This is a genomic window from Paraburkholderia silviterrae (assembly GCF_004353915.1).
Taxonomy (GTDB): domain Bacteria; phylum Pseudomonadota; class Gammaproteobacteria; order Burkholderiales; family Burkholderiaceae; genus Paraburkholderia; species Paraburkholderia silviterrae.
This window is the reverse complement of sequence record NZ_SMRP01000013.1, coordinates 1-26742: the sequence shown is the minus strand read 5'-3', so window position 1 is coordinate 26742 and position 26742 is coordinate 1. Positions and strand designations below refer to the sequence as shown.

The following is a 26742-nucleotide window of genomic DNA, read 5'->3' as shown; positions in this document are numbered from 1 at the left end:
ACCATTCTTCGATTCTTTCCCGCGATGCCGGATACCTCTTCCTCCCACGCCTGTCTCGCCCCGGCCGCTGCGGCTCCCGCGAGCGCCACGCCCATCCCGACGTGGCGCTCGTTCGCGGCCATCGGCGCGGTGCTGCTCGGCGCCATGATCTCCACGCTGACCTCGCGCATCACCTCGCTCGGCCTCGCCGACATTCGCGGCGCGCTGGGCGTGAGCTTCGACGACGGCTCGTGGATCAACACCGCGTTCACCGCCGCGCAGATGTTCGTCGGGCCCATCGCCGTGTGGGCCGCCTTCGTCTTCGGGGTGCGCCGGGTGCTGCTTGTCGCCGCGTCGATCTTTCTCGTCACCGAGCTCCTGCTGCCGCTCACCACGCATTTTCGCGTCTTCATCCTGCTGCAAGCCTGCGCGGGACTCTCCTCGGGCGCCTTCGTGCCCACCACCGTGAGCTTCATCGTGCGCGCGCTGCCCCCGCGCCTGATTCCGTTCGGCATAGCGGCCTATGCGATGAACCTCGAAACCTCGCTGAACCTCTCCGCGACGCTCGAAGGCTGGTATAGCGAACACCTGAGCTGGCACTGGCTGTTCTGGCAAAACGCGCTGCTTTGCGTGCCGTTCATGCTCTGCCTGCTCGTCGCGATGCAGGACGAGCCCACCCACGAGCGCGAGGCGCCGCCCGACTACGCGGGCCTGCTGCTGGGCGCCTGCGGCTTCACGGCGCTCGTGATCGCGCTCGACCAGGGCGAGCGGCTGTTCTGGCTTCAGTCGCCCTTTATCGTCTTCATGCTGGGGGCGGGCGCCATGCTGCTCGGCGGCTCGGTTGCCATTCAGCTGCGCTCGGCGCGCCCCGCCATCCGCCTCGACTGGTTCCTGCAGCCCAACATCACGATCCTGATCGTCCTGATCGGGCTCGTGCGCTTCTGCGTGCTGAATACGAGCTTCATTCCGTCCGTCTTTCTCGCCAGCGTTCACGGCCTGCGGCCGCTCCAGGTCGGCGACACGCTGCGTTGGATCGCCTTGCCGCAAGCGCTGTTCGCGCCCGCCGTCGCCTTCTTGCTGCTGCGCTTGGACGCGCGCCGCCTCATCAAGATCGGCTTTGCCGCCGTGGCGCTCGCCTTCGCGCTCGGCACCGCCATCACGAGCGCCTGGGCCGAGCCCGACTTCATTGCCTCGCAACTGCTGCAGGCGCTCGGGCAGACCATGGTGCTCACCTCGGTCATCTACTTCCTCGGCAGGCACATCACCGCCGAGCACGCCCTGACCTTCGGCGCCGTGGTGCAGACGACGCGGCTCTTCAGCGGCCAGCTCGGCACGACTTCGCTCGCGGTGACGCAACGCATCTTCGAAGCCGTGCATTCGAACCTGCTCGGCGCGCATGTCGATACGCTCAACCCGCTCACGCTCGAGCGGCTGCTCGCACTGCCGCCTGCGGGCGGCGCCTGGCTCGCGAGCAATCCAGCGCTCGCGCCCGCCGCCAGCCTCGCGCTGCTCGATCATGCCGTGCGCACCCAGGCGGTTACCCTTGCGCTCGCGGACAACTACCGGCTGGCCGCGGCATGCGCGCTCGCCGGCATCGCGCTCGCGCTGCTGCTCGCCAGAAAGCCCGGCGGCTGACGCCGCGCGACATGGGGTCGTGCAATGGGATCATTCAATGCGCGCATGCAACGCGGCCCTTCATAGTGACAGCACGCGGCGCGTGTGCACATTAAGCGCATCTGAATTGTTCTGAATTCGCGCGCGGGCTTAGGGCTTGCACACGCAAATGACAGGCCCTAGGCGAGCGTCTGCCCCACCCGCGCTTCGAGGAACTGGAGCAGGGCACGCACCTTGGTCGAATGGCGCCGGTTGGGGAGATACGCCGCATAGGCGACGGCGTCGGCGTTATGCGGCGTCACCCGCCAATCGGCAAAGCAATGCATCAGGCGGCCCGACTGGACGTGCGCGCTCACGAGCCAGGCGGGCAGCAGCGCGAGCCCCTGGCCCGCCAGCACCGCTTCCAGCAGCATGTCGAGGTTGTTGGAGATGAGGCGGCCGCGCACGTTGACCTTCTCCTCGATCTCACCGCGCGCGAACGTCCAGACCTGGCGCGCGCGATAGCTGCCGCCGTAGGCGATGCGCACGCATTCGTGCTCCGCGAGCTCGGCGGGATGCCGCGGCATGCCCGCGCGTTCGAGATAGTCGTGGCTCGCGACGACGCAACGCGGGTTGTCGGCGAGCTTCTTCACGATGAGATTGGGGTCGCCCGCCGGCAGTCCGATGCGCACGGCAATGTCGATGCGCTCGATGGCCAGGTCCACGAAGTGATCCGTGACCACGACGTCGAGGGCCACGCGCGGGTATTCGCGCAGATACGCCGCGAGATGCGGTGCGAGCACGATGCGGTTATAGACGGAGGGCACGGTGATGCGCAATGCGCCGGCCGGGACGTCGCCGCTGTCGAGCACGCTTTCGTCGGCTTGCGCGAGGTCGTCGAGCACCTTGGAGATCTGCTCCACGTAGGCCGCCCCCGCGTCGGTCAGGCTGACGCGGCGCGGCGTGCGTGTGAGCAGCGCCGTGCCGAGCGAGGCTTCGAGGGCGTCCATCAGGCGCGTGACCGACGAGGTCGCCACGCCCAGGCGCTGGGCGGCTTTGGCGAAGCCGCCCGCGTCGGCGACTTCGAGCAGCGTATTGAGCGCGAGAAGCTTGTCCATGAGCGCGATTATGCCAGCGCGGCCCGCGCGGGAAGACCGCCCCAAAATTAAAGGCCGAATTCAAGACTTTTCAGGCGCGCCATGACAGTCTTCCAGCATTGCGAATGCATGCGGACCTGCAAGCGCGGCGTAAAACCTGGCGCGGCAACGCGAGCCGCCACGGGGCCACGGCGTGCGCTCGCGCCCGGCAGGCTGGACGGGCGGGCGGGCGGGCGATCTTCAATACGTTGCGCAGCAGGCAACGGGCGATTGCGCCACGGATGGATTCCGCCCGCGCTCGACGATGCCTAAGCTTTGCGCAATCGACATCGCACCAGCGTTTCCGGCGGTCCGGCGGCCGGCGTACCGGTGTCGCGGGGGCGTGGCCCCGGTCGCGGTTGCAGCCGAACCAACCCGGCGCGCCGCAGCATCGGCCGGGCCACCCCGCCACAGTGACCTCATCGTTCAAGGAGCCATCATGTCCACTCCCTCGAGCACGGTTGGCGGCAAGAAGCACGCCGTCAAGCTCACCCAGGGCCTCATCGCGCTGTTCGCGTTCAGTTGCGGCGCGATCGTCGCGAACCTGTACTACGCGCAGCCGATCACCGAATTGATCGGCCCGTCGCTGCACATGTCCGCCGGCTCGGCGAGCCTGATCGTCGCGCTCACGCAGATCGGCTATGCGCTCGGCCTGTTCTTCATCGTGCCGCTCGGCGATCTGCTCGAAAACCGCAAGCTCATGGTCACGACCGCGCTCGTGTCGATCGCGAGTCTCGGCGCCGCCTCGCTCGCGCATGGGCCGGGCTGGTTTCTCGCGCTGTCGTTTCTGATCGGCTTTAGCTCCGTGGCCGTGCAGATCCTCATCCCGCTTGCCGCGCACCTCGCGCCGGACCATGCGCGCGGGCGCATCGTCGGCACGATCATGAGCGGCCTGCTGCTCGGCATCCTGCTCGCGCGCCCGATCTCGAGCCTCGTCGCGGACCACTTCGGCTGGCGCTTCGTGTTCGCCGCCGCCGCCGTGCTGATGGCGCTCGTCACGAGCATCCTCGCCCTGACGATTCCGCCGCGCCAGCCCGAGCACAAGGCGACCTATTTCGAGCTGATCGGCTCGCTGCTGCATCTCGTGCGCACGATGCCGGTGCTGCGCCATCGCGCGCTCTATCAAGGGCTGATGTTCGGCTCGTTCAGCCTGTTCTGGACCGCCGTGCCCATCGAGCTCACGCGCCACTACGGCCTGTCGCAGTCGGCCATCGCGCTCTTTGCGCTGGTGGGCGCCATCGGCGCCACGTCCGCGCCGGTCGCGGGCCGTCTCGCGGATGCGGGCCACTCCGTGCGGGCCACCTTCATCGCCCTGCTCGCCGGCGCGCTGTCGTTCGCACCCGCGCTCCTCCATCCGGCCTTCGGCGTGTATGGCCTCGTCGTCACGGGCATCGTGCTGGACTTCGCCGTGCAGATGAACATGGTCCTCGGCCAGCGCGAGATCTACGCACTGCATGCGCCCAGCCGCGGCCGCCTCAATGCGCTCTACATGACGAGCATCTTCGTGGGCGGCGCGATTGGCTCGGCGCTCGCGAGCACGCTCTACGAGCACGGCGGCTGGACGCTCGTGGCGAGCGTGGCGCTGGCCTTCCCGCTCATCTCGTTCGTACATTTTCTGTTGATCGGCCGGCCGCACGCGCACGGCAAGGCCTGATCCCGCCTCGGGAGCACACATGAATCGAAGACGTATCTGGATCGGCGCGGCGGTGGTTGTCATCGCGGGTCTCGCTGTCGCCTCGGCCCTCATCTACAAGCCCGCCATCGCGCCCATCGCAACGCCGTCGCCGGACAGCTTCGACGGCGATCTCAAACGCGAAGGCGCGCGCGTGGTCGCGCTCGGCGACTGCATCGTGTGCCACACCGCGAAGGACGGGCGCCCGTTCGCGGGCGGCTTGCCGCTCAAGACGCCGTTCGGCACGATCTTCGCGACCAACATCACGCCCGACCCGCAGACGGGTATCGGCACCTGGTCCGAGGCGGCCTTCGCGCGCGCCGTGCGCGAAGGCGTCTCGCGCGATGGGCATCTGCTCTACCCCGCGTTTCCCTACGTGCATTTCACGCGCATCTCCGACCACGACATCTCTGCGGCCTACGCGTACCTGATGAGCCGCGAGCCCGTGCACGCCAGCGCGCCGGCCAATCAGTTGATCTTTCCGCTGAACTTCAGGCCTCCGCTCGCCTTCTGGAACCTGCTGTTCCTGCGCTCGGGCCCGCGCGAAGCGGACGCCTCGCAAGACGCCCAGTTGAGCCGCGGCAAGCTGCTCGTCGATGGCCTCGGCCACTGCGCGTCGTGCCATTCGCCGCTCAATGCGATCGGCGGCGAGAAGGCGGGACACGCGTTCGACGGCGGCGTCGTGGATGGCTGGGAAGCGCCGCCGCTGAACCAGCTCGACGCCGCGGCCAAGCCGTGGACGAAGGAGCAGCTCGTCACCTACCTGCGCACCGGACGCGCCTCCGAGCATGGCGCCGCCGCAGGCCCGATGCTGCCGGTCACGCGCGACCTCGCGACAGTCCCGGTGGAAGACGTCGAGGCGATAGCCACCTATATCCTCTCGCTGCAAAAGGCCACGCCGCCAGAGGGCGCTCCGCCACAGGGCGCGCCGTCAAAGAGCGCGTCGCCAGAGGGCGCTCCGCCGGCCAGCGCCGCTGTCGAGCGCGTCGCGGCGCGCGAAGCCACGCCCGCCGAACAGCGCGGCGCCGTGCTGTTCAACGCGTCGTGTGCGCAATGCCACGGCACCGGCTCGCCGATGCAGGTGATCGGCGAGCGTCCCACGCTCGCGTTCAGCACGGCGGTCAACGGGCAAACGCCACGCAACGCGGTCCAGATGATCCTCAACGGCATTACCTGGCACGGCGAAGATTCGATGAACTACATGCCCGCGTTCTCCGGCATCTACAACGACCGCGACGTCGCCGACCTCGTGGCCTACGTGCGCGGCGCCTACTCGACAAGACCCGCCTGGCCCGACGCAGAGCCACTGGTCGCCACGCTCAGAAAGGAGGACAGCGCGCAATGATCACACTGAACGTCAACGGGGTGCAGCACGCGCTCGACATCGATCCGTCAACGCCGCTGCTCTATGCGCTGCGCAACGATCTCAAGCTGCACGGCGCGAAGTTCGGTTGCGGGCTCGGCCAATGCGGCGCCTGCACCGTCATCGTGGACGGCGAAGCGACGTTCTCCTGCCTCGTGCCGGTGAGCGCGATTGGCGCGCGGCGCGTGCGCACGCTCGAGAGCCTCGGCAACGCCCAGCATCCGGGCGCGCTGCAGCAGTCGTTCATCAAGCATCAAGCGGCTCAGTGCGGCTACTGCATCGCCGGCATGATCATGCGCGCGCAGTCGCTGCTCGACCACAACCCGCATCCCACCGAGCAGGAGCTGCGCGCGCACATGGAGCCCAACCTTTGCCGTTGCGGCACGCACATGCGCATTCTTGCGGCGATCCGCGAAGTCGCGGGCATGCCCGCACCGCAGGGCGCTAGTGTGGCCGCTGCGGCGTCCGCTATGCCGTCCGCGCAACCCGTCAACGCCGCCGCCATCGCCGCAAAGAGCGCATCATGAGCGAACAAGACGATTTCATCGACGAGGGCCGCCGGCGCTTCATGATCTCGGGCGCGCTGTTCGTGGCGTTCAGCATGGTCAAGGGCGCGGACGCGCTGGCCCAGGAAGTGATCGCCGACGAAGGCGCGGCCGTGCACGTAGCGAAGGCCACCCAGACGCTTGCCGGCAGCCTCAAGACCAATCCGCTGCTCGACGCGTGGATCAAGATCACGCCCGCAGGCAAGGTCACCGTCTTCACCGGCAAGGTGGAGCTGGGCACGGGCGTGCGTACGGCGCTGCTTCAGGTCGCGGCCGAAGAGCTGGACATGGCGCCATCGCTCATCACCTTCCTCACCGCCGACACGGGCGCCTCGCCCGACGAAGGGCTCACGGCCGGCAGCCATACCATCGCCGATAGCGGCAGCGCGCTGCTCAACGCGGCCGCGCAGGTGCGCGGGCTGCTCGTCGATGCCGCCGCGCAGCACTTCGGCGTGGACGCCGCCACGCTCAGCGCCAACGACGCCGTGATCCGCGCCCAGGACGGCCGCACGATGAGCTACGGCGAGGCAGTCGGCCTCGTCGATCTCCATCGCAATGCGACGCCCAGCTCGCCGCTCAAGGACCCAAAGACGTTCCGCACGATCGGCACGCCGATGCCGCGCCTCGACATCCCTTCGAAGGTCACGGGCGGTGTGAGCTATGTGCATGACATGCAGTTGCCGGGCATGCTGCACGCGCGCGTTGTCATGCCGCCCGTGTACGAGGCGAAGCTCCAGGGCTACGACGAAGCCGCCATCATGAAGATGCCGGGCGTGCTCAAGATCGTGCGCGACGGCAGCATGCTGGCCGTGGTGGCGCAAGGGGAATGGCAAGCCGTGGTCGCACAGCGCGCGCTTGCGGCCAGCAGTCAATGGTCGCCGGGACGCGCACTGCCCGATCCCGCCACCGTGCATCGAGATCTCAAGCCGCTTTGCACGCAGCAGATCAAGATCGCGGATCACCATGCGCCTGCCGCGCCCGCCGTGAAGACGCTCAACGCGCGGTTCATCAAGCGCTATTTGATGCACGGCTCGATCGGGCCGTCCTGCTCGGTCGCGCACCTCGACGGCGCCCAGCTCACGGTCTGGACCCACTCGCAGGGCGTCTACCCGCTGCGCGACGCGCTGGCCGAAATGCTGTCGATGCCGAAGGAAAACGTCCGCTGCATCCACACCGAGGGTTCCGGCTGCTATGGCCACAACGGCGCCGATGACGTTGCCGCCCACGCCGCGCTGATCGCCGCCGCCATGCCGGGGCATCCGGTCCGCGTGCAATGGATGCGCGAGCAGGAGCATACGTGGGACCACTTCACGCCCGCGATGGTGACGGAGGTGAAGGCATCGATCGACGCGGGCGGGCGCATCGTGGACTGGCAATACGCGCTCTGGAGCAGCTCGCACAACGAGCGCATCGTCAACGCGGGGCGCCTCTTGCCCGCGCGCATGCTCGAAAAGCCCTTCGTTTCCGCGCCTTCCACGCCGATGCCGCAACCCGAGGGCGGCGGCGACCGCAACGGGATTCCGCTCTACACGCTGCCCAACATCGAGGTGATGAACAACTTCTCGCCGACGATGCCCTTGCAGACCTCGGCGATGCGCTCGCTCGGCGCGCACACCAACGTGTTTGCGATCGAGAGCACGATGGACGATCTCGCGCACATGGCCGGCATCGACCCGGTCGAGTTCCGGCTGCGCCATATGGATGATCCGCGCGCGAAGGATGTGATCGCGCTGGCGGCAAAACAGTTCGGTTGGCCGCGGCCGCCGCGCACGCGCAACCGCGGCGTGGGCTTCGCGTTCGCGAAGTACAAGAACCTGATGGCCTATGTGGCCCTCGCCGTGGAAATCTCGGTCGAGCCGGAGACGGGACAGGTTACGCTCGAACGCGCAGTCGCCGCCGTCGATTCAGGCCAGATCGTGAATCCCGACGGCTTGCGCAACCAGATCGAAGGCGGCATTGTGCAGTCGGCGAGTTGGACCCTGCACGAGGAGCTGCGCTACGACACGAGCCGCATTCGCAGTTTCGATTGGGGCACGTATCCGATCCTGCGCTATTCGTCGGTGCCCAGGAGCATCGAGGTGCATTTGATCGACCGGCCGGGCGCGCCGTTCCTCGGCGTGGCCGAGGGATCGATGGGGCCCACGGCGGGCGCGCTCGGCAATGCCATTCTCGATGCCACCGGCAAGCGCGTGCGCGACATGCCGCTCTCGGGCGATGCGCTGAGGAAGCTGATTGAAGCGTGACGAGGGACCGGGTTTCGGCCCGGTTTGCGCGGGTGGCGGCAGTGCTGCTTTCCTTCCTCTGGGTCGAGTTCATTTGCGACTTGCCGAAAGCCGAAGCTTCAGGGAAAGCTCATTGCCCCTGTCAATCAACTCAACAGTTGGTCGCTGGTATCCGCCCGCTTCCTGGCCAACTCCAAGTTTTCTTCGGCAAACTGGTCTGTCGTTGCGAGGGCGAGCGCTTCTACGTCTTTCGCCTCCCTCGCCGCTGCCTTACTGCCACGTTGCAGCGAATCGAAGATGTCTTGATGGCTCACATTTGTCTTCTGCGCAAGCAGAAACTCATAAAGAGCATCGGCGACATACCTATCACGCTGTTCGACCGCACCATTGATGGCCTCGGTACTCAAGAACCATTTCGCCGCCTGCATCCCGGTCAAGCCGTACTGAGGGGAAAAGCTCTTTTCCACTGAGATCGCGAATTCGCGGCTACTCTTGGCCGCTCCCCTGGCTGCGGACGCGGCAAGCGCGGCCGCACCGCCAACCAACTCGATGCCCTTGATGATCTCCTCTGGCGCCAGCGGCCGTTTCTGTTGAGTGAGCAACGGAGCAAATTCTTCGACCACGACAGCGGGGACATCGCCCATCAGATGTACCAGCCCAGCTTGGGAGAACACGGTATTCAGTGCCGGTCCAGCGAAAACCAGGCTGTTCAGGTCTTCCCACCTTTTACCTACTCCCATTCCATAAGCATTGGCCAATTGTGCTATTTCGCTTTCCGGATGAAGGCGGCTATAAGCCAATAGCGCCACGTTCAAGGCGGCTTGCTGCTGCATCACTGGAACCGAGTTGATCTGGTTTCGATAGGTACGGGGGAGTATCAAAACCTGACTATCGCTCCAATACTTTGGCGCCACATCGATCGGAGCCAATAAATCGACGGAACCGTCGAATTCCATTGGTGTCGATGCGGAATGAATAGCAAACAGGTCATTGATAGTCGACATCATTGCAAGCGTGCGTTGCACGACACAAGATGGCATCACAGCACCGATATCGTCGTCGCCTGCGGGATCCAGATTCAAGGAAAACAGGAGATTACGGGTCGGCAATTTGTCAAGCCAATCGGGAGTGAATTTTCCAGGCGGACAATGAGACCACTTATTACCCAATAACCGCTTTAAAAGCGTTTCGTGATTTGCAAGTTGATTATTTACCTTCTTGGTCGCCTTATAGCCCATGCCCGTACCAAGTCGGGAAGCGATTTGTTTGATCCCTGTGATTGTTGACATGAACTCTCCGATTTGCAAAACTGAGTTTCAATGCGCGACGAGGTTCACTCAGTCTAGACTATCACGCGCACTTTCACACGGTCCAAGACGTACTGCGTCCCAGAATCGAGCGCAACACGTAGCGAGCGCTTGCCGCACGCGTTTCATGCAAGAGGCATAGGGCAACCCAAAAGCCACGTCTCGCGTGGACGCAAAGTGGAAAGTGGGTTGGGAAACGACACTGCGCGTGAACAACGAAACCAATGCCTGAATTCGATATCCCAGCACCGCTGGCACGTGGCTCAAAATAAAAGCCGCCCGGCGCCTGATCGGCGCCGGGCGGCTTTCTCGCACAGCAGTGCCTTACCCTTTCAGGAACGCCAGCAAGTCCGCGTTCACCTGAGCCGCATGCGTGCTGCACATGCCGTGCGGCGCGCCAGGATACACCTTGAGCGTGGCGTTCTTCACAATCTCCACCGACCGGCGCGCCGACTCATCAATCGGCACGATCTGGTCATCATCGCCATGCAAGATCAGCGTCGGCACATCCATCTTCTTCAGGTCTTCCGTGTAATCGACCTCGGAGAACTGCTTGATGCACTCGTACTGGCCTTTGATCGACCCTTGCATGCCCTCGCGCCAGAACTCCTGAATCAGCCCTTGCGACACCTTCGCGTCCGGACGGTTGAAGCCATAAAACGGCGTCGCGAGATCGAGGTAGAACTGCGAGCGGTTGGCGGCCACGCCGTCGCGAATGCCGTCGAACACCGACATGGCCAGGCCGCCCGGATTGTTCGCGCTCTTGACCATCTGCGGCGGCACCGCGCCGATCAGCACGGCCTTGGCCACCCGCTTCGAGCCGTGGCGGCCAATATAATGCGCAACCTCGCCACCGCCCGTGGAGTGGCCAACCAGCATCGCATTGCGCACATCGAGCGCATCGAGCACCGCGGCCAGATCGTCCGCATAGGTGTCCATATCGTTTCCGCCCGATGACTGCCCCGAGCGCCCGTGCCCGCGGCGGTCGTGCGCGATCACGCGGTAGCCCTGATTCACGAGGAAGATCATCTGCGGATCCCACGCGTCCGCACTCAGCGGCCAGCCGTGCGAGAAGACGACCGGCGTGCCCGTGCCCCAGTCCTTGAAGTAAATTCCGTTGCCGTCTTTGGCCTCTACGTAGTTGCCGCCGTGGTTTTGCTGCACGTTCATCCCTGATCTCCGTCGTGGCATTTTCATACGCGGCAAGATGCGCGATGCGTTCTCACGTTGCCGTATTCTGCGAAGCAAAAAAAACAGTGCTTCGCATCGTGCTCAAGCGTAGTGCGGGAAAGGTAAAATGTCCTGTTCCAGCGCTTAAAAGACCTTAATTGTTTCAGCCAGTGGTCTTGCACACGTGTCTATCCCAGCACGCCTTGGCGTAAAGTGTTTGCAAATATCATGCTGGGCCGCGCCCGGCCCGAGGGGCTTTCATGGCTTCGTCAGTCTTCACACCGAACCCCGTAACCATGAAGAAAGATTCGTTAGGGTGTGCCTCTAACCTGCTGCGCAAGGATCTTCAGGTCGAGAGCAGCGACATCACGTTCTATCGCAAATGCATGGACCAGCCGGAGCTGGAGCGCATCGCCATGCCCGCTTGCGAACGCGGCTTTCTGGTGGGCGTCTCGTTGAATAGCGGTCACCGCCGCAAGATCTTTCGCGGCGCGCACTCGATCGACAGGCGCTTTCATGACCATTCGATCTACATTCGCGACTTTTCCGAAGACTACCGGGCCGATTTGTATGGCAATTTCGATTTTCTGCTGGTCGAGCTGCCTCATGCGTTCCTGACCCGGCTCGCCGACGAGCACAACGTGCCCGCCGTGCGGGGCTTGACCTGCCGCGCCGAACAGGAGGACGCCGTGCTCGGCCATCTCGCGCTCGCGCTCGCGGCCAGCCTCGAGGCATCCGGCCCGCTCGACACGCTGTTGATCGAGCAGCTCGGTCTCGCGATTGGCACCCATCTCGCCCGCCGCTACGGCGATCTGCGGCCCGCCGACGAGCGCATCAAGGGCGCGCTGTCCGCCGCCAGCGCGGCGCGCGCAAAAGACATGCTGCTCGATCGCGCGCGCGAGGGCCTCTCGATTGCCGACGTTGCACGCGAATGCAACCTCTCGCGCGGCTATTTCATACGCGCGTTTGCCAAGGCCACCGGGCAGACGCCGCATCAATGGTTGCTCGAAAAGCGCGCCGAGCAGGCGCGACAGCTCGTCGAGAACACGGACATGACGCTTTCGGCCATCGCGCAGAGTTGCGGCTTCGCGGACCAGAGTCACTTGAGCCGTGTATTTCTCAAGCTCGTCGGCGCGCCGCCGGGCGCATGGCGGCGCCGGCCGCCGCGATGAAACGCTACGGCCGCCGCGCCGCCAACCGCGCGCGCTCGCCTTGACGACGGCGCGAGCCGCACTCAAGCGGCCGCGTGGCGGCCGATGTTGCCCATGATTTGCGCGCCGAGACTGATCCCGATCTCGGCCAGGCGCGTGCCGCTGCGCCACTCCTGTGCCTCCCACTGCGCCAACGCTTCGTCTATGGTCCCAGACGCCTCGCGCAGCCGCCGCGCCAGGGCCACTGCGTTCGCGGCGGCCTTCGAAGCACCCGCGCCGGTGTGGGGTCTGGCGATAAACGCCGCGTCGCCAAGCAGCACCACCCGCCCGAACACGAGACGCGGCGCGCGATAGTCCTGGATGATCTGCAGGAACGGGTCGTCGGTTGCATGCACGAGCGACGCCAGCGCGGGCGCGAGCTGCTTGCTGGCGTCCGCCCGCAGGCGCTCGCGGTGCTCATCGCTGAGCGCGCCCGGGGGAACCGAAAGCGTGCGCTGCACCCCTGCACGGTCGGTCATCGCCGCGTCGAGCGGCGCCCCCACGGCCAGCGGCCGATACCAGACCCAGTTCCAGCGCCGCTCGCCCGGTTGCGTCGAGCCGTCCTCTCCCGGTATCAGATAGGTCAGCAGCTGGTGCGCATCGCCGGTCTGGAACGTGAACGCGTCCACGAGCTGCGCCGTGGCGGCCGCGTCCAGTGAGCGCTCCGGCAAGAGTCCGCGCCACGCCACATAGCCCGCGTAGTCGGGATGGTCGTCGGGCAGCACGAGCGAGCGCGTCGCCGAATGCGGGCCGTCCGCGCCAATCAGCAGGTCGGCGCGCACGCGCTGCCCGTTCGACAAGATCGCTTCGACCATGTCGCCGTCCTGCTTGAAGTCCGAAAGCGCAATGCCCGAGTGAACGATGTCGTCGGGCAGCCCGGCCCTCAACGTGTTGTACAGCACGCTCCAGGCCGTCTGGGCCTGCGGCATGCGCTGGCGAAACAGCACGGCGCCGCTCGCGTCGAGAAACTGCCGGTCGCGCGATGGCACGCCAAGCTGCGGCGCATGCGCGATGCCGGCGAAGCGGAAGGCTTCGAGCAGATCGGGCTGCATGACGAGGCCGCCGCCCCGGCTGTCCAGCTCGTTTACCGAGCGCTCGTACACATCGACCTGCCAGCCAATTGCGCGCAAGGACGCCGCGGTAAACAGGCCGCCCAGCGACCCGCCGATGACGATTGCGCGATGCGGTTTTTGATCAGCCATGACATTGCTCCTTGAGTTCGGGTTTGTGCATAGCGTATGCGCGCGCGTGGCGATGCAGAACACGGTCCGCACGCAAATCAGCGTTGCGTCGCGAGCAAGGGCGCTTAGCCAAACCGCGCGGAGCCCCTGTTTGCGCGGCTTTCCCGGGCCTGGCCACTGCTCGCGCCCGTGCCGCTCCAGGGTTAACACCGTTTTGGGCCTGCTTTGCCGGGCGAAATCTTTCCTCTATAGTTTATCAACCGATCAATGATCACTCGATAAATACAAGGAGCGCACCATGCCAGTCAGCAAACTCGCGCATTACTCGATCCGCACGCTCGATCTCGAGCGGTCGTGCCGGTTCTACGAGCGCGTGCTCGGCTTCAAACGTGGCTACCGCCCGCCGTTCGATTTTCCAGGCGCATGGCTCTACATGGGCGGCGACGAAGGCGATTACGGCACGGTCCACATCATCGGCGTCGACCCCGAGAATCCGGACGGCCTGAACGCCTATCTGGGCGACAAGGCACTGCCCGCCACGGGCACAGGCACGGTCGACCATATCGCCTTTCTTGCCACCGGCGTTCAAGCGATGTGGGACACGCTGCGCGCCGAAAGCATCGCATGGCGCGACCGCACGGTGCCCAGCCTCGGTCTGCACCAGATCTTTATCGAAGATCCGTCCGGCGTGACGATCGAACTCAATTTTCCCGCTGCCGAAGTGGCCGGCCTCGCGCTCCCGGACGCAGCCCAAACGCACAACGCAGCAGCCTTCGGAGACTGACATGAACCCCACAACGACCCACCGGAAAGCGGCCATCGTCGGCGGCTCCCTTGGCGGCCTGTTCGCCGCAAATCTCCTGCTGCGCAGCGGCTGGGACGTGGACGTATTCGAGCGCGTGCCGGAGGAGCTCTCCGGCCGGGGCGCGGGTATCGTTACGCATCCCGAACTATTTGATGTGATGCAGGCCGCGGGCGTGCGCATCGACGAATCGATTGGCGTCCCGGTGCAATCGCGTGTGACGTTAGCGCAGGATGGCGCCGTGCTCTCCACGCGCGAGCTGCCCCAGACGCTCACGGCGTGGAGCAAGATGTATCACGTGCTGCGCGCGGCCCTGCCGAATCAGCACTACCACTGCGGCGCGGTCGTGACCGACATCGCGGACGGCGCGCAACACGCCACCATCACGCTCTCCGACGGCTCGCGCGTGCATGCCGATCTCGTGATCGCGGCGGACGGATTCCGCTCGGCCGTGCGCGAGAAGTTCCTGCCCGAGGTCCAGCTCCAGTACGCGGGTTATGTCGCCTGGCGCGGCCTTGTCGACGAGCTCGCGCTCTCGAGCGATACGCACGCCGCCCTGTTCGACAAGTTCGCCTTCTGCCTACCGCCCCGCGAGCAGATGATCGGCTATCCGGTCGCGGGCGAGAGCAATAGCACCAAGCCCGGCGAGCGGCGCTACAACTTCGTCTGGTACCGGGCCACCAGCGAAGACGAGGACCTGCCGAATCTGTTGACCGACGACACGGGCAAGCGCTGGTCCGGCGGCATCCCGCCGACGCTGATCCGCCGCGACGTGCTCGCCGACATGCAAGCGTCCGCACGCACCCTGCTGGCGCCCCAGTTCGCGGAGGTCGTCACCCGCGCGACGCAGCCGCTGTTTCAGCCGATCTTCGATCTGGAAGTCCCGCAGATGGCGTTCGGCCGGATCGCGCTGCTCGGCGACGCCGCCTTCGTGGCGCGGCCGCATTGCGGCATGGGCGTGACCAAGGCGGCCGGTGACGCCATGGCGCTCGTCGCGGCGCTCGCGCGACACGCCAACCCGCTCGATGCCCTGGCGCAATACAGCGACGAGCGCACGCAGTTCGGCGCCGCCATCGTCCAGCATGCGCGCCATCTCGGCGCCTATATGCAGGCGCAGCTCAAGGACGAAACCGAACGCGAAATGGCCGAACTGTATCGCACGCCGGAAGCCGTGATGCGCGAAACCGCCGTGCCCCCCCATTTTTGACCTCGCTTTGCTTGCGCCTGGTTCACGGATGGGCACTGGCGTCCCCCGCCAGTCCCATCGCCCAGACGCCACACACCCGACACATTCGAGACATTCGACACGAAGGAGACATCGTGGAACAACCCGTCCCGGCAACCGCCAGCGCCGTCATGGAAAACATGGCGGCATCCGCCATCGCACCGCATCCTTTACTCAACGACTCGCGCTTTCGCGATCTGGTCAGAAAGCGCAGGACATTTGCGTGGGCGCTGACCCTCCTCATGCTCGCGATCTACTTCGCGTTCATCCTCACACTCGCGTTCTCGCCCCAACTGCTCGGACAGCCGATCGTGGCCGGCGAGCCGATGACGTGGGGCATCCCCGTCGGCTTCGGCATGTTCGTGGTCACGTTCGCGCTGGTCGCCGTGTATGTCTGGCGCGCCAACTCGGTTCACGACGGCATCGTCGAATCCATCCGGCAAGGAGCGGGCAAATGAAACGCCTTCTGTTAGTGGCCGCGCTCGCGCTCGGCGCCGTGCCCGCACTCGCGGCGCAAGTCTCGTCGCCACCCTCGTCCATTGCGCACGGACACAACCCGATCGCCATCGGCATGTTCCTGCTCTTCGTCGCCTCGACGCTGTTCATCACGCGCTGGGCCGCCCGCAAGAATCACAGCGTGGCCGACCACTACGCCGCCGGCGGCAAGATCACCGCGCTCCAGAACGGCTGGGCGATCGCGGGCGATTACATGTCGGCGGCCTCGCTGCTCGGCATTTCCGCGCTCGTGTTCACGAGCGGCTATGACGGCCTGATCTATTCGGTTGGCTTTCTCGCAAGCTGGCCGATCATCCTGTTCCTGATCGCCGAACCGCTGCGCAATCTCGGCAAGTACACGCTGGCGGACGTGGTGTCCTACCGGCTGGAGCAACGGCCGATCCGCGCTTTCGCGGCATCGAGCTCGATCGTCATCGTCCTGCTCTACCTCGTCTCGCAGATGGTCGGCGCGGGCAAGCTCGTCGAATTGCTGTTCGGCCTGAACTACACGCTCGCCGTCGTGATCGTTGGCTTGCTGATGGTCGTCTACGTGTTTTTCGGCGGCATGCTCGCGACCACGTGGATTCAGATCATCAAGGCCGTCTTGCTGCTCGCCGGCGCCGCGTTCATGGCGTTCATGGTGCTGGCCCATTTCGGCTTCAGCCTCAATGCGCTGTTCGCCCAGGCAATCCTCGCGCATCCGAAGCACCTCGCCATCATGAGCCCCGGCGGACTCGTTTCGGATCCCGTTTCCGCGGTCTCGCTCGGTCTCGCGCTGATCTTCGGCACGGCCGGCCTGCCCCACATCCTGATGCGCTTCTTCACCGTCGGCGACGTCAAGGCCGCGCGCAAGAGCATTCTTTACGCTACGGGCATCGTGGGCGCCGGCTATGCGGTCATCATCGTGATCGGCTTCGGGACCATCGCCCTCGTCGCCACGGATCCGCAGTACCACACCGCCTCGGGTGCCCTGATCGGCGGCGCGAACATGGTGGCGATCCATCTGGCGCACGCCGTCGGCGGCAACATCTTCCTCGGCTTCATCTGCGCCGTCGCGTTCTCGACCATCCTCGCCGTGGTCGCCGGCCTGACGCTGGCCGGGTCTTCCGCGATCTCGCACGATCTCTATGCGAACGTTCTGCGCCGCGGCAAGGCGTCGGACCGCGAGGAAATGCGCGTGGCGCGCGTGACCACGCTCGTTCTGGGCGTGCTGGCGATCCTGCTCGGCATCGCGTTCCAGAAGCAGAATATCGCCTTCATCGTGAGCCTGACGTTCTCGATCGCGGCCAGCTCGAACTTCCCCGTGCTCCTGCTTTCCATCTACTGGCGCGGCCTCACCACGCGCGGCGCGGTCGCGGGCGGCCTGATCGGCCTCGGCACCGCCGTGACGCTGACCGTGTTGAGCCCCACCGTCTGGGTGCAGGTGCTCGGCCACGCCCATGCGATCTATCCGTATGAATACCCCGCGCTCTTTTCCATGGCCGCCGCATTCGCAGGAATCGTCGTGTTCTCCCTTACCGACAGTTCGGCCCGCGCGGCGCGCGAGCGTGCGCAGTTCGATCCGCAGCTCGTGGAGTGCGAGCTGGGCACGGCGCGCCGTGGATAAAACGCTCAAGACTACGAATCAACCCATAAAAGTCTCCGGAGATCAATCATGAATTGCTCGTGCTGCACCTCACCCGGCCGCCGGCGTATGCTGGGCGCGCTCACCGCGCTGGCGGGCGCCGTCGTGGCCGGAGGCACCGCCTCGGCAAGCGAGCCCCAGCGCGCGGCCACCGGCTCGCTGCCCGGTAAAGTCCGCTCGATCGACATTCACGCCCACTACTATCCAGAGAGCTATTGCAACCTGGTGGGCGGCGAGGGCAAGCAGTTCGGCGGCTCGTTTGTTTGCGACGACAAGACCTTTAGCTTCAAGACGCCCGCAGGCGGCCTCGGTCCCCTGCCGATGAAGTTCATCGACGTCGACGAGCGGCTCAAGGACATGGACGCGTCGGGCGTCGACGTGCAAGCCCTCTCGCTGAGCGTGCCGATGGCGTACTGGGGCGAGCGCAAGTTCAACGCGAAGCTCGCCCGCGAGTGGAATTCGGAGGCGTCGCGCGTGTACCAGCAGCATCCGTCACGATTCGTCGTGCTTGCCACGCTGCCGATGCTCAATGCCAACGACGCCATCGACGAGCTCGAACGCGCGTCGCAACTGCCGGGCGTTCGCGGCGTCTACATGGGCACGAACATCGACAACCGCGACCTCGACGACCCGCTGTTCTCGCCCGTCTTCGCGCGCATCGAGCAACTGAATCTGCCCGTCTTTCTGCACCCGCAGCAGACGGTCGGCGGCGCGCGACTCGGCGACTATTACCTGAGCAACCTGCTTGGCAATCCTTTCGATACGGCGATCGCCGGGTCGCATCTGATCCTTGGCGGCGTCCTCGACCGCTATCCGAATCTGGAGGTCACGCTGCCGCACGCGGGTGGCGCGCTGCCGATCCTTATCGGCCGTCTCGACGCCGGCTGGACCGTGCGGCCCGAAACGCGGCGCCTCGCGCAAAGGCCGAGCAGCTATCTGCGGCGCTTCAGCTACGACACGGTCTCCCATTCCGGCCCGGTGCTCGACTACCTGATGCAGAACATCGGCGTCGATCGTCTGGTGCTAGGCAGCGACTATTGCTTCGATATGGGCTACGAGCAGCCGGTGCGCTTCCTCGACCGTCTCGACCTGAGCGCGGAGCAGCGCGCCATGATCCTTGGCGGCAACGCAGGCAAGCTGCTTCGCATCTAGCGCGGCACGGCGCGCGGCGTCCCCGTGCCTTGCCGTGAAAATCTGAAATGTTATGAAGCGGCCGCACCTGAGGCGCGAAACGAGGCAATATCGGGAACGCTTCGCGCCTGCCAGCGAGGGGAGTCAGCCACCATGAAAATCATCATTGCCGGAGGCTCGATAGCCGGTCTTGCGGCCGCACTGACGCTCGATTGCATCGGGCACGATGTGCAGATCCACGAACGCTCCGCTGCCCCGCTGCGCGGCCAGGGCGGCGGCGTGGCGGTATTGCGGCGCATGATGGCGTTTCTCGAGCAGCATGGCCATCATTGCCGCGACATGATCAGCGTACCCACGCACCGCCGCCACTGGATCGACCGTGACGGCGCGCTCGCGCGCGACGAGCCGGAGCTCCTGCCGTTCTCGTCCTGGGATACCGTTTATCGCTCGCTGTGCAGCATGTTGCCGCCGCAGCGCATTCACTACGGCCGTCAGGTCACGGGATTCTCGCAGGATGCCGAGGGTGTCGATGTCCATTTCGGCGAGCACACCGAGCGCGCCGACGTGCTCGTTGCCGCGGACGGCACGGGCTCGGCGCTGCGCGCGCAGATCTTCCCCGGCTACGCGCCGTCGTTTGCGGGCTACATCGCATGGCGCGGCATCGTCGACGAAGCCGATTTCGACGCGGCCGCGATCGCCACGCTGGTCGAGTATATGACACTGCACAAGGCGCCTGGCGAGCTCTTCATGGCATTCCTGATTCCCGCGCTCGACGGCTCGCTTGCACAAGGCGCGCGGCGTTTCAACTGGCTCTGGTATCGCAATGAAACGGACTCCGAATCATTGCGCCGCCATTTGACCGATCGGGCGGGAACCGTCCATCACGCGTCGATCCACCCAGGCGAGCTTTCAGAGCGCTCCGTCGAAACGCTGCGCCAGCTCGCCAGCGAGCGGCTGCCGGCGGTCCTCTCACAACTGGTTATGGCCACGCGCGCGCCCTTTGTTCAGGCCATCTTCGACGCACTGAGCCCCAGCTTCGCACACGGCCGCGTGGCCCTGATCGGCGATGCGGCCTGCACGCTGCGCCCGCACACGGCGTCGGGCACATCGAAGGCGGCGCACGACGCCGTTTCGCTCGCCCAGGCGCTGACGCCGGACGCAGCCGATGCAACCGATGCAGCCAATGTCGTCCAGCGGCTGGCGCAGTGGTCCGCGCAGCGGCGCGAGGAAGTGGCAACGCTCCTCGCGCGAGGCCCGCAACTCGCCGCATCGTTCGGCCTCGGCCAGCCGCTCTGAGACGTCCTGCAACGCGAGCATGGCAAAGCGCGTCGTAGCGTCCGACGCAAAACTGCATAGCGCAGGCGATGGATTCTCTCCCGTGCCGGTCATCGATATCGTTGCAGCCATCCCACTCCCCTCTTGAACGGAGATTTCAATGTCCGACACCCTCTTCAAACCGCTTCGCCTCGGCCGCTTCCTGCTTGCGCATCGCGTCGCCATGGCGCCGCTCACCCGCTCGCGCGCCGGGCAGCCCGGCAACGTGCCGACGCCCATGAACGTCGAGTATTACCGCCAGCGTGCCAGCGCGGCGCTGATCGTGACCGAAGCGACGCAAATCTCGCAGCAGGGCCAGGGCTACGCCTGGACGCCCGGCATCCATACTGCGGAGCAAATCGAAGGATGGCGCGCCGTGAGCGAAGCCGTCCACGCCGAGGGCGGAAAAATCTTCCTGCAGCTCTGGCACGTCGGGCGCGTCTCGCACCCGGTGTTCCAGCCCGACGGCGGCCTGCCGGTCGCGCCGACTGCCATGGCGGTACCGGGCAAGACCTTCATCATCGACGACAACGGCAACGGCGCGTGGGCCGAGGTACCGGTGCCGCAGGAGCTCACGCTCGAAGGCATCGCGCAGGTCGTGAGCGACTTTCGCGCCGCCGCGCGCAACGCCCTGGAAGCGGGCATGGACGGCGTCGAGATTCACGCCGGCAACGGCTATCTGCTCGATCAGTTCATCAACAGCAACAGCAACCACCGCACTGACGCCTATGGCGGCAGCATCGAAAACCGCACGCGTCTGCTATTCGAAGTCGTGCAGGCGGTCAGCGACGAAGTCGGCGCGATCAATGTGGGCGTGCGCCTCACGCCGATGGGCCGCTTCATGGGCATGGGCGACGATACGCCCGAAGCCACCTTCGGCCATATCGCCGAGCGCCTGAACGACTGGGATCTGGCCTACCTGCACCTCGTCGAGCCCGCGATCGTCGGCACGGTGAAGGACGAGCAGTTCGATCCGCGCTGGGACGCCATCATCGAGCTCATGCGCAAGCAGTTCAAGGGCGTGCTGATGCTCGCGGGCGGCTATACGCTCGAATCCGCGAGGCAGGCGCTCGACAAGGGCCGCGCGGATCTCATCGCCTTCGGCCGCCCGTTCCTTGCGAACCCCGACCTGCCCGCACGGCTGCGCGACGCGCTGCCGCTCAACGACGCCGACGCCAGCACGTTCTTCGGCGGCGGCGCCGAAGGCTACACCGACTATCCGGATTTCACCTCCATTTCGGACTGATGCCACGGCAGTGGGCAATGTGCAACGGGCGGCAGGCGTATTTCGCCTGCCGCCCGTTGCTTTGCGCCAGCGCTCGCTCATCCCTCCCGGTTTCGAACGTTTCAGGAATTTTCACGCCCCCGCCAAGGACGTTTTAGCCGCGACGCTCCACAATGCAAGCCTGAGTCCCAGCGAAGCGTGGCGCCCTTGCGCGCCACGCCCGACACTCGAACGCCCATGCATGACGGCGCACGGCGCCGCCCCCATGCATGCATCATGGAGCAGCGCGATGGAATGCTTTGCAAACAACGGACCGTGGCAACAAACCATCGACTGGCTTGAGCGCGCTTCGTGCCCGCCAGCGAATACACCGGTCTCGGGCCCGAGAGGCGTGCTGCTCGATGGGTGCCCCGCGCTCGCTATGCGCCGCGCCTCGCGGGCGCAACCGGACGGCCCGTTTTCCGGCTATATCCGGATCCTCGAACGCCTCTCCAGCACCGCCATTTCGCTCTGCTGGAATGACGCCACGTCCGGGCACTATTCGGATCAGCTCTGGACGCGCACGCATGCCCGCCGCAAGTCCATCTGCAGCCTCACGGGCAAGGCCATCAACCGGGGCGACGCCGTCTACCGTCCGGGCGGACGGCGTCGTCAACGCCCGGCCAACGCGGACCGCTCGATTCTCGCCTCGGCCCTGGAAGCCCGCGAGGCGCAAGGCGAAGGCTAACGCATGCGGCCCGCGTGAAGCATCAAGCAGTCAGCGCATGCGCTTCCATTTCCGCCCGCGCGGCCGCACGCAAGGCACGGCGAAACACGATGACAGGCTGCGCACCGCTCACGGCTTCAGCGCCGATCTTGACGAACGGCACCGCGTTGACCCCTTCGAGTGCGGATGCCGCTTCAAGCGTGCGAACTTCGGCGCCCCCGTTTGCCGAGGCGAACAGCTCGCGTACCCGCGCCGCGTCGAGGCCCGCCGCAATTGCGATGTCCGTCAATACGCCCGTGTCGCCAATGTCTCGCCCTTCCGAGAAGTAGGCCCGGAAAATGGCGTCGACGAGCGCGCGCGCATCGCGTCCCTCGTTTTGAGCGAACCAGACGAGCCGGTGAGCGGCCAGCGTATTCGGCGTGCGCTTCACGCGGTCGTAGTTGAACGACAGCCCGTGCGGCCGGCCTTCGTCCACCACGTGAGAATCCATGGCTTGCGAGCGCGCCCAACTGCCGAATTTGGCCGTGCGATACGCTTTGCGGTCCAGCCCTTCCTTTGGCATATCCGGATTCAGTTCGTACGGGACGAACACGTAGCGCACGCTGGTGCCTTCCTCGCGCAGGGCTTCATCGAGTTTCGTCTCGCCGATCCAGCACCACGGGCAAATGAAATCATGGGTGATACGAATTTCAAGCGGTTCCATCACACTTCTCCTTCAGGGGGATCTGCACCGAAGATAGGGCCGCTTGCCCAAAGCTAGAATGGCAACGGCACGCAATGGCGCATTGCATGGGAGGCAACGTAATGGACAAGCTTCAGGCGCTTCGCGCATTCGTAGTAGTGGCCGAGAGCGGCGGATTTTCGGGCGCGGCGAGAATACTCGGACTGGCGACCTCGTCGGTCACGCGCTCGGTCGACGGCCTCGAAGAAGCGCTCGGCACGGCGCTGCTCAACCGGACGACGCGCCAGGTCACGCTATCCGATGCCGGCAAGACCTATTACGCGCGCGCGAGGCAAATTCTCGAAGACCTCGCCGAAGCCGACGCGGCCGTCTGCGACCGCGGCGAGGAGCCCTCGGGGCCGCTGCGGGTCTCGGTGCCGGTGGAATTCGCGCGCCAGTGCATCAGCCCGCATCTGGGCGCGTTTCTCTCGCGCTACCCCAAGCTCGACCTGGACCTCACGCTCAGCGACACGTTCTCCGATCTGGTCTCCGAGCGCATCGACCTCGCCATACGCCTCGGCACGCCGCCGCCCGATGCCGGTGTGATCAGCCGGCACATTGGCACCTTCAAGCGATACGTCGTTGCCAGCGAGGCCTATTTGAGCGAGTTCGGCACGCCCGTCGAGCCCGCCGACGTGAGCGCGCATAGGAGTCTGCGTTTTTCATACGGGGCCGACCGGCAAGTCTGGACATTCAGCAAGGACGGCGTGCAGACGGAGGTTGCCGTCACGGGCAGACTGAAGACCAACAACTCCGATATTCTTCGCGAAGCAGCCTTGAGCGGCGCGGGCATCGCGTTGCTCCCGAGCTGGCTCGTGGCCCCCGACGTGCAAAGCGGACGCTTGACGAAGCTCTTCGAAGGCTACGAGGTGAATCCGAATCACGCGCGCTCCGCGGTCACGGCGCTCTATCTGCCCAATCAGCGCGGGTCGAGGCGCATAGGTGCGTTCATCGAGCTTGTCACGAAGGCGGCGGACCTGCTGCCCTAGGCGGGCTTCGATTCGCCTCCCATTCAAAGTGACATTCGTACCAGCCGGCAGCCGCCGCTGCATCTGTCTCCCAGCACGCATTGGCCGGGCGTTGTGAACTTTTGTACAAGACGCCCCGAGGTCGTTTGCGTACACTCCAGGCATTGCGATCCCGCCCACGCCCCTGGAGACGACCATGGTTCAGTTAGGCTCGTTGCAGGTCAGTTTCGATCAGCGAAACATCCAGCGGAACGGCGTTTCGCTGCGCATTGGCGCGCGCGCCTTCGATATTCTCGAAGTGCTGCATCGCGCCAATGGCGCCATCCTGTCGAAAGACCAGATCATGGATGAAGTGTGGCCGGGTCTGATTGTCGAGGAAAATCGCCTGCAAGTGCATATTGCGTCGCTGCGCAAGCTGTTTGGCGCAGAGCGCGATCTGATCAAGACCGTGCCGGGCCGGGGCTATGTTCTGGTCGCGCAACGCACGCCCGCCGTCGAAGCGCCTGCGCACGCCGAACCCTCGCCGCAGCATGCGGCACTGCCCCCGCTCGTCTCGCCCTTGATCGGACGGCACGCCGAGATCGAGCAGATCATCGCCCAGCTCGAACGCGAGCCCGTCACCACCGTGGTCGGCGCGGGCGGCATCGGCAAAACCGCGCTCGCGCTGCACGTCGCGAGCGAGATGCACAGCCGCTATGGCCTGCCGATTTACTTCGTAGAACTGGCGAATGCCTCATCGCACGAGGAAGTCCTCGCGGCCCTGGCGCACGCGCTCGCGCCTCGCCTGGTGGACGCGCAGCCGAGCGCCGTAGCCGAGGCCCTGGCGGCATCGCGGTGCCTCCTCGTGCTCGATAACGCCGAACATGTGATCGACATCGTGGCCGGGCTCGTGGAGACGCTGGCGGCGCGCAACCCGTCGGCACGCATACTCGTGACGAGCCGCGAAACCCTGCACATCCGCGCCGAATCGGTGCTGCGCCTCGAAACGCTTGGCGTGCCCGCAAGCGGACTGTCGACGCAAGCGCTGCTCGCGCATCCGGCGGTCGAGCTGTTCCTGTGCCACGCACGATCGTTCGCGACCGATTGCGCGGGCGACGAAAGCAGCATCGCGCTCGTGGCCGATATCTGCCGCCGGCTCGATGGCCTGCCGCTCGCCATCGAGCTCGCCGCCGCGCGGGTGGCGACGCTCGGTGTCGAGGGCGTCGCGGCGCGGCTCGATCACCGGCTCGATCTGCTCGCCGGAGGATTGCGCTCGGCGCTGCCGCGGCACCAGAGCTTGCGCGCGACCTTCGAGTGGAGCTACGCGCTGCTCGACGCGGCTTCGCGTGTGCTGTTCCGGCGGCTTGGGTGCTTTACCGGCACGTTCACCTTCGACGCCGTCTGCGCGGTCGCCACCGAGCCGGGCATGTCGATCCCGGTGATCGTGTCGAGCCTGGGCGATCTGGCGACGAAGTCGCTCCTCAATGTCGAGTTTCACGGGCCTGTCGCGACGTACCGGCTGACCGAATGCGCGCGCGCCTATGCGCTGGACAAGCTGCGCGAGGAAGGCGAGCTCCATGTGATCGCGGCGCGGCATATGCGCTACATGCAAACGCGGATCGAGGCAAGCGGCCTCGTGCTCGCGCCCGACAGCCGTGCCGGTGCCGACGTTCAAGCGCGCTTTTCGCTGGACGACGCGCGCACCGCCTACGAATGGGCGTTCTCCGACGACGGCGACCCCGCCCAGGGCGTGGCGCTTGCCGGGGCGCTGGTGGGCACGCTGCTCGACGCATCGCTCGTGAGCGAATGCTGCGAGCGGGCAAAGCGCGCGCTCGCCGTGCTCGACACCTTGCCCGCCGGCTCAATCGACATCGTCTGCGAAATGCGGCTGTGCAGCGCCTACGCGTCGACGCTCATGCACGCGGGCGACGACGTCGAGCGGGCGATGTCGCTCTGGCAACGCGTATGGCGGCTCGCACGGTCGGCACAGGACGACGCGTTCGCTGCGCGCGCCTTATGCGGCCTCTGGAACGCGGCGCTGGCCACGGGCGACATTCACGCGTCGATCCGCTACGCCACGCGTTTCGAGCAGGCCGCGCGGCGCGCCGGACCGCGCTGGCACGAGCCGCTCGCCGGCGCGATGGTGGCGGTCTCGCTGCATGCATTCGGCGAGCACGGGCAGGCCCGCGAGCGTCTCGAGCATGCCGTTGCGGCGCTGGGCGAGGCCGGTTGCACGGAGCGCTCGTGCGCCACGCCGGATGTCGATCCGCTGAGTTTCTGTCATGGCGCGCTGGCGCGAATCGCGTGGCTCGAGGGTAAGCCCGCGCGCGCCTTGCAGCTCATCGAGCAAGCGCTCGCGCCCGTGCGCCGCGAGATGCTGGAGCCTTCGCTCAGTTATCTGCTTGCCACGGTCGCGGTGCCTGTCGCGCTGCAATGTGGCGACACGCATGCGGCGTCGCGCTATCTCGCGCTGTTGCGTTCGCAGGTGGCGACCCATCGATTCGTTATCTGGGAGGATTACGCGGAATGTCTGGCGGTTCAGTGCGGTCTGCGCGATAGCGATAGCGATGGCGCGGCGGCGCTCGCGCGGCTCGAGCCGGCATTGCTGCGCCTGGTTGCGCGTGGCTTTCGTGGCGCGATCGCGCCGTTTATCGTCTCGTGGGCCGAATTGCTCGTCGAAGCAGGCCGATTCGAGGCCGCCGCCGCTAGACTAGACGAGGCGATACAGCGCGGTGAAACGCACGGTGAACAGTGCTTTGTGCCTGAACTTCTGCGGGCACGCGGATGGGTGGCGTTGCAACGTGCGCGCGTGCAGGACGGCGCGGGGGCTGAAGTGCGGGCCTGGTATGAGGCGGATGGTCGTCGATTTATGAGCGCCGCAATTGCGCTTGGAAGTGGGCACGGCGCCGTGATATGGCGGTTGCGAGCAACGCTCGATCTGGCTGCGCACCTTATCGGAAAGAACGCGGCAAGCGAGGCCGCGATGATGATTTCGGGGTTCGAAGGTGTGTTTGATTTGAATTCGTCAGCGCCTGATATCCAGCGTCTTGTTCGTATGCGCCGCAGGGTGAATGCTGTGTGCTCCGCGCGTGTGCGTGCGGTTCATAGTGGTTAGAGTGGCGATTCTATGTAGAGTGTTGGCCTTTCCTTGTTTTCATGTAGGTATATGAGTGTTGCCCCTGTGCGGGGCGGCA

The 26742-nt window shown here is 65.7% G+C and carries 21 protein-coding genes; 16 read left to right on the top strand and 5 right to left on the bottom strand.

Translation table 11 applies throughout. The annotated features are described in order from the left end of the window. Positions 1 to 24: 24 nt before the first annotated feature. Positions 25 to 1614, top strand: a complete 1590-nt coding sequence (locus EYW47_RS23580; RefSeq protein ID WP_133197255.1) for an MFS transporter — start codon at positions 25 to 27, stop codon at positions 1612 to 1614. Between the two features lie 158 nt (positions 1615 to 1772). Here the strand turns inward: EYW47_RS23580 and EYW47_RS23575 are convergent, their stop codons facing one another. After that, positions 1773 to 2690 (bottom strand): LysR family transcriptional regulator, encoded by a 918-nt coding sequence (locus EYW47_RS23575; protein ID WP_133197254.1) that lies wholly within the window; start codon positions 2688 to 2690, stop codon positions 1773 to 1775. 457 nt (positions 2691 to 3147) lie between these two features. Here EYW47_RS23575 and EYW47_RS23570 point away from each other — a divergent pair, with 457 nt between their 5' ends. The 4 genes from EYW47_RS23570 to EYW47_RS23555 are packed head-to-tail and all read left to right on the top strand — an operon-like array spanning position 3148 to position 8531. Then, on the top strand, positions 3148 to 4362 hold the full coding sequence (locus EYW47_RS23570) for an MFS transporter (protein ID WP_133197253.1): 1215 nt from the start codon (positions 3148 to 3150) through the stop codon (positions 4360 to 4362). Between the two features lie 19 nt (positions 4363 to 4381). Beyond that, entirely contained in the window at positions 4382 to 5725 is a 1344-nt protein-coding gene (locus tag EYW47_RS23565; protein WP_133197252.1) for a c-type cytochrome, read from the top strand. Continuing rightward, a complete protein-coding gene (locus tag EYW47_RS23560) occupies positions 5722 to 6270 on the top strand; it encodes a (2Fe-2S)-binding protein (protein WP_133197251.1) in 549 nt (182 codons plus the stop codon). Before EYW47_RS23565 ends, EYW47_RS23560 begins: the two co-directional genes overlap by 4 nt. Next, positions 6267 to 8531, top strand: coding sequence for a xanthine dehydrogenase family protein molybdopterin-binding subunit (locus tag EYW47_RS23555; protein ID WP_133197250.1), 2265 nt, complete (start codon positions 6267 to 6269; stop codon positions 8529 to 8531). The genes EYW47_RS23560 and EYW47_RS23555 overlap by 4 nt, the downstream gene beginning before the upstream one ends. A gap of 125 nt (positions 8532 to 8656) precedes the next feature. On the opposite strand, the gene EYW47_RS23550 is transcribed toward EYW47_RS23555, so the two are convergent. Both EYW47_RS23550 and EYW47_RS23545 read right to left on the bottom strand, forming a co-directional pair. Then, the gene (locus EYW47_RS23550; RefSeq protein ID WP_133197249.1) at positions 8657 to 9799 is read right to left on the bottom strand and encodes a hypothetical protein; all 1143 of its coding nucleotides are present in this window, start codon (positions 9797 to 9799) and stop codon (positions 8657 to 8659) included. A 342-nt stretch (positions 9800 to 10141) separates the two neighbouring features. Beyond that, entirely contained in the window at positions 10142 to 10987 is an 846-nt protein-coding gene (locus EYW47_RS23545) for an alpha/beta fold hydrolase (RefSeq protein ID WP_205710139.1), read from the bottom strand. Positions 10988 to 11283: 296 nt separating this feature from the next. Here EYW47_RS23545 and EYW47_RS23540 point away from each other — a divergent pair, with 296 nt between their 5' ends. After that, the gene (locus EYW47_RS23540) at positions 11284 to 12159 is read left to right on the top strand and encodes an AraC family transcriptional regulator (protein ID WP_240763878.1); all 876 of its coding nucleotides are present in this window, start codon (positions 11284 to 11286) and stop codon (positions 12157 to 12159) included. Between the two features lie 62 nt (positions 12160 to 12221). Here the strand turns inward: EYW47_RS23540 and EYW47_RS23535 are convergent, their stop codons facing one another. Next, the gene (locus tag EYW47_RS23535; RefSeq protein WP_133197246.1) at positions 12222 to 13379 is read right to left on the bottom strand and encodes an FAD binding domain-containing protein; all 1158 of its coding nucleotides are present in this window, start codon (positions 13377 to 13379) and stop codon (positions 12222 to 12224) included. Positions 13380 to 13656: 277 nt separating this feature from the next. On the opposite strand from EYW47_RS23535, the gene EYW47_RS23530 reads away from it, so the two are divergent. The 8 genes from EYW47_RS23530 to EYW47_RS23495 all read left to right on the top strand — a co-directional run bounded on the left by EYW47_RS23530 (position 13657) and on the right by EYW47_RS23495 (position 21901). Continuing rightward, a complete protein-coding gene (locus EYW47_RS23530) occupies positions 13657 to 14142 on the top strand; it encodes a VOC family protein (protein WP_133197245.1) in 486 nt (161 codons plus the stop codon). 1 nt (position 14143) lies between these two features. Next, on the top strand, positions 14144 to 15367 hold the full coding sequence (locus tag EYW47_RS23525; RefSeq protein ID WP_133197244.1) for an FAD binding domain-containing protein: 1224 nt from the start codon (positions 14144 to 14146) through the stop codon (positions 15365 to 15367). Between the two features lie 113 nt (positions 15368 to 15480). Then, the gene (locus EYW47_RS23520; protein WP_133197243.1) at positions 15481 to 15843 is read left to right on the top strand and encodes a DUF485 domain-containing protein; all 363 of its coding nucleotides are present in this window, start codon (positions 15481 to 15483) and stop codon (positions 15841 to 15843) included. Then, complete coding sequence (locus EYW47_RS23515) at positions 15840 to 17486, top strand: cation acetate symporter (RefSeq protein WP_133197242.1); 1647 nt, start codon at positions 15840 to 15842, stop codon at positions 17484 to 17486. Before EYW47_RS23520 ends, EYW47_RS23515 begins: the two co-directional genes overlap by 4 nt. Positions 17487 to 17534: 48 nt before the next feature. Then, on the top strand, positions 17535 to 18656 hold the full coding sequence (locus EYW47_RS23510) for an amidohydrolase family protein (RefSeq protein WP_133197241.1): 1122 nt from the start codon (positions 17535 to 17537) through the stop codon (positions 18654 to 18656). A gap of 132 nt (positions 18657 to 18788) precedes the next feature. Then, positions 18789 to 19931, top strand: coding sequence for an FAD binding domain-containing protein (locus EYW47_RS23505; RefSeq protein WP_133197240.1), 1143 nt, complete (start codon positions 18789 to 18791; stop codon positions 19929 to 19931). Positions 19932 to 20070: 139 nt separating this feature from the next. Further along, positions 20071 to 21195: an alkene reductase gene (locus tag EYW47_RS23500; RefSeq protein WP_133197239.1), complete on the top strand. Its 1125-nt coding sequence runs from the start codon at positions 20071 to 20073 to the stop codon at positions 21193 to 21195. A gap of 268 nt (positions 21196 to 21463) precedes the next feature. Next, entirely contained in the window at positions 21464 to 21901 is a 438-nt protein-coding gene (locus EYW47_RS23495) for a DUF3331 domain-containing protein (RefSeq protein ID WP_165976658.1), read from the top strand. Positions 21902 to 21923: 22 nt separating this feature from the next. Here the strand turns inward: EYW47_RS23495 and EYW47_RS23490 are convergent, their stop codons facing one another. Then, positions 21924 to 22583 carry a DsbA family oxidoreductase gene (locus EYW47_RS23490; RefSeq protein ID WP_133197237.1) on the bottom strand — a complete coding sequence of 220 codons (660 nt, stop codon included), beginning with the start codon at positions 22581 to 22583 and terminating at the stop codon, positions 21924 to 21926. Between the two features lie 101 nt (positions 22584 to 22684). Here EYW47_RS23490 and EYW47_RS23485 point away from each other — a divergent pair, with 101 nt between their 5' ends. Further along, positions 22685 to 23590 (top strand): LysR family transcriptional regulator, encoded by a 906-nt coding sequence (locus tag EYW47_RS23485; RefSeq protein ID WP_133197394.1) that lies wholly within the window; start codon positions 22685 to 22687, stop codon positions 23588 to 23590. A 175-nt stretch (positions 23591 to 23765) separates the two neighbouring features. Beyond that, entirely contained in the window at positions 23766 to 26663 is a 2898-nt protein-coding gene (locus EYW47_RS23480) for an ATP-binding protein (RefSeq protein WP_133197236.1), read from the top strand. Positions 26664 to 26742 lie beyond the last annotated feature (79 nt).

Coding starts and splice junctions, on each gene's coding strand:
- EYW47_RS23570 (WP_133197253.1), top strand. CDS start 3,148: ATGTCCACTCCCTCGAGCACGGTTGGCGGCAAGAAGCACGCCGTCAAG.
- EYW47_RS23565 (WP_133197252.1), top strand. CDS start 4,382: ATGAATCGAAGACGTATCTGGATCGGCGCGGCGGTGGTTGTCATCGCG.
- EYW47_RS23555 (WP_133197250.1), top strand. CDS start 6,267: ATGAGCGAACAAGACGATTTCATCGACGAGGGCCGCCGGCGCTTCATG.
- EYW47_RS23515 (WP_133197242.1), top strand. CDS start 15,840: ATGAAACGCCTTCTGTTAGTGGCCGCGCTCGCGCTCGGCGCCGTGCCC.
- EYW47_RS23580 (WP_133197255.1), top strand. CDS start 25: ATGCCGGATACCTCTTCCTCCCACGCCTGTCTCGCCCCGGCCGCTGCG.
- EYW47_RS23480 (WP_133197236.1), top strand. CDS start 23,766: ATGGTTCAGTTAGGCTCGTTGCAGGTCAGTTTCGATCAGCGAAACATC.
- EYW47_RS23545 (WP_205710139.1), bottom strand. CDS start 10,987: ATGAACGTGCAGCAAAACCACGGCGGCAACTACGTAGAGGCCAAAGAC.
- EYW47_RS23500 (WP_133197239.1), top strand. CDS start 20,071: ATGTCCGACACCCTCTTCAAACCGCTTCGCCTCGGCCGCTTCCTGCTT.
- EYW47_RS23530 (WP_133197245.1), top strand. CDS start 13,657: ATGCCAGTCAGCAAACTCGCGCATTACTCGATCCGCACGCTCGATCTC.
- EYW47_RS23575 (WP_133197254.1), bottom strand. CDS start 2,690: ATGGACAAGCTTCTCGCGCTCAATACGCTGCTCGAAGTCGCCGACGCG.
- EYW47_RS23505 (WP_133197240.1), top strand. CDS start 18,789: ATGAAAATCATCATTGCCGGAGGCTCGATAGCCGGTCTTGCGGCCGCA.
- EYW47_RS23485 (WP_133197394.1), top strand. CDS start 22,685: ATGGACAAGCTTCAGGCGCTTCGCGCATTCGTAGTAGTGGCCGAGAGC.
- EYW47_RS23490 (WP_133197237.1), bottom strand. CDS start 22,583: ATGGAACCGCTTGAAATTCGTATCACCCATGATTTCATTTGCCCGTGG.
- EYW47_RS23525 (WP_133197244.1), top strand. CDS start 14,144: ATGAACCCCACAACGACCCACCGGAAAGCGGCCATCGTCGGCGGCTCC.
- EYW47_RS23495 (WP_165976658.1), top strand. CDS start 21,464: ATGGAATGCTTTGCAAACAACGGACCGTGGCAACAAACCATCGACTGG.
- EYW47_RS23540 (WP_240763878.1), top strand. CDS start 11,284: ATGAAGAAAGATTCGTTAGGGTGTGCCTCTAACCTGCTGCGCAAGGAT.
- EYW47_RS23550 (WP_133197249.1), bottom strand. CDS start 9,799: ATGTCAACAATCACAGGGATCAAACAAATCGCTTCCCGACTTGGTACG.
- EYW47_RS23560 (WP_133197251.1), top strand. CDS start 5,722: ATGATCACACTGAACGTCAACGGGGTGCAGCACGCGCTCGACATCGAT.
- EYW47_RS23535 (WP_133197246.1), bottom strand. CDS start 13,379: ATGGCTGATCAAAAACCGCATCGCGCAATCGTCATCGGCGGGTCGCTG.
- EYW47_RS23510 (WP_133197241.1), top strand. CDS start 17,535: ATGAATTGCTCGTGCTGCACCTCACCCGGCCGCCGGCGTATGCTGGGC.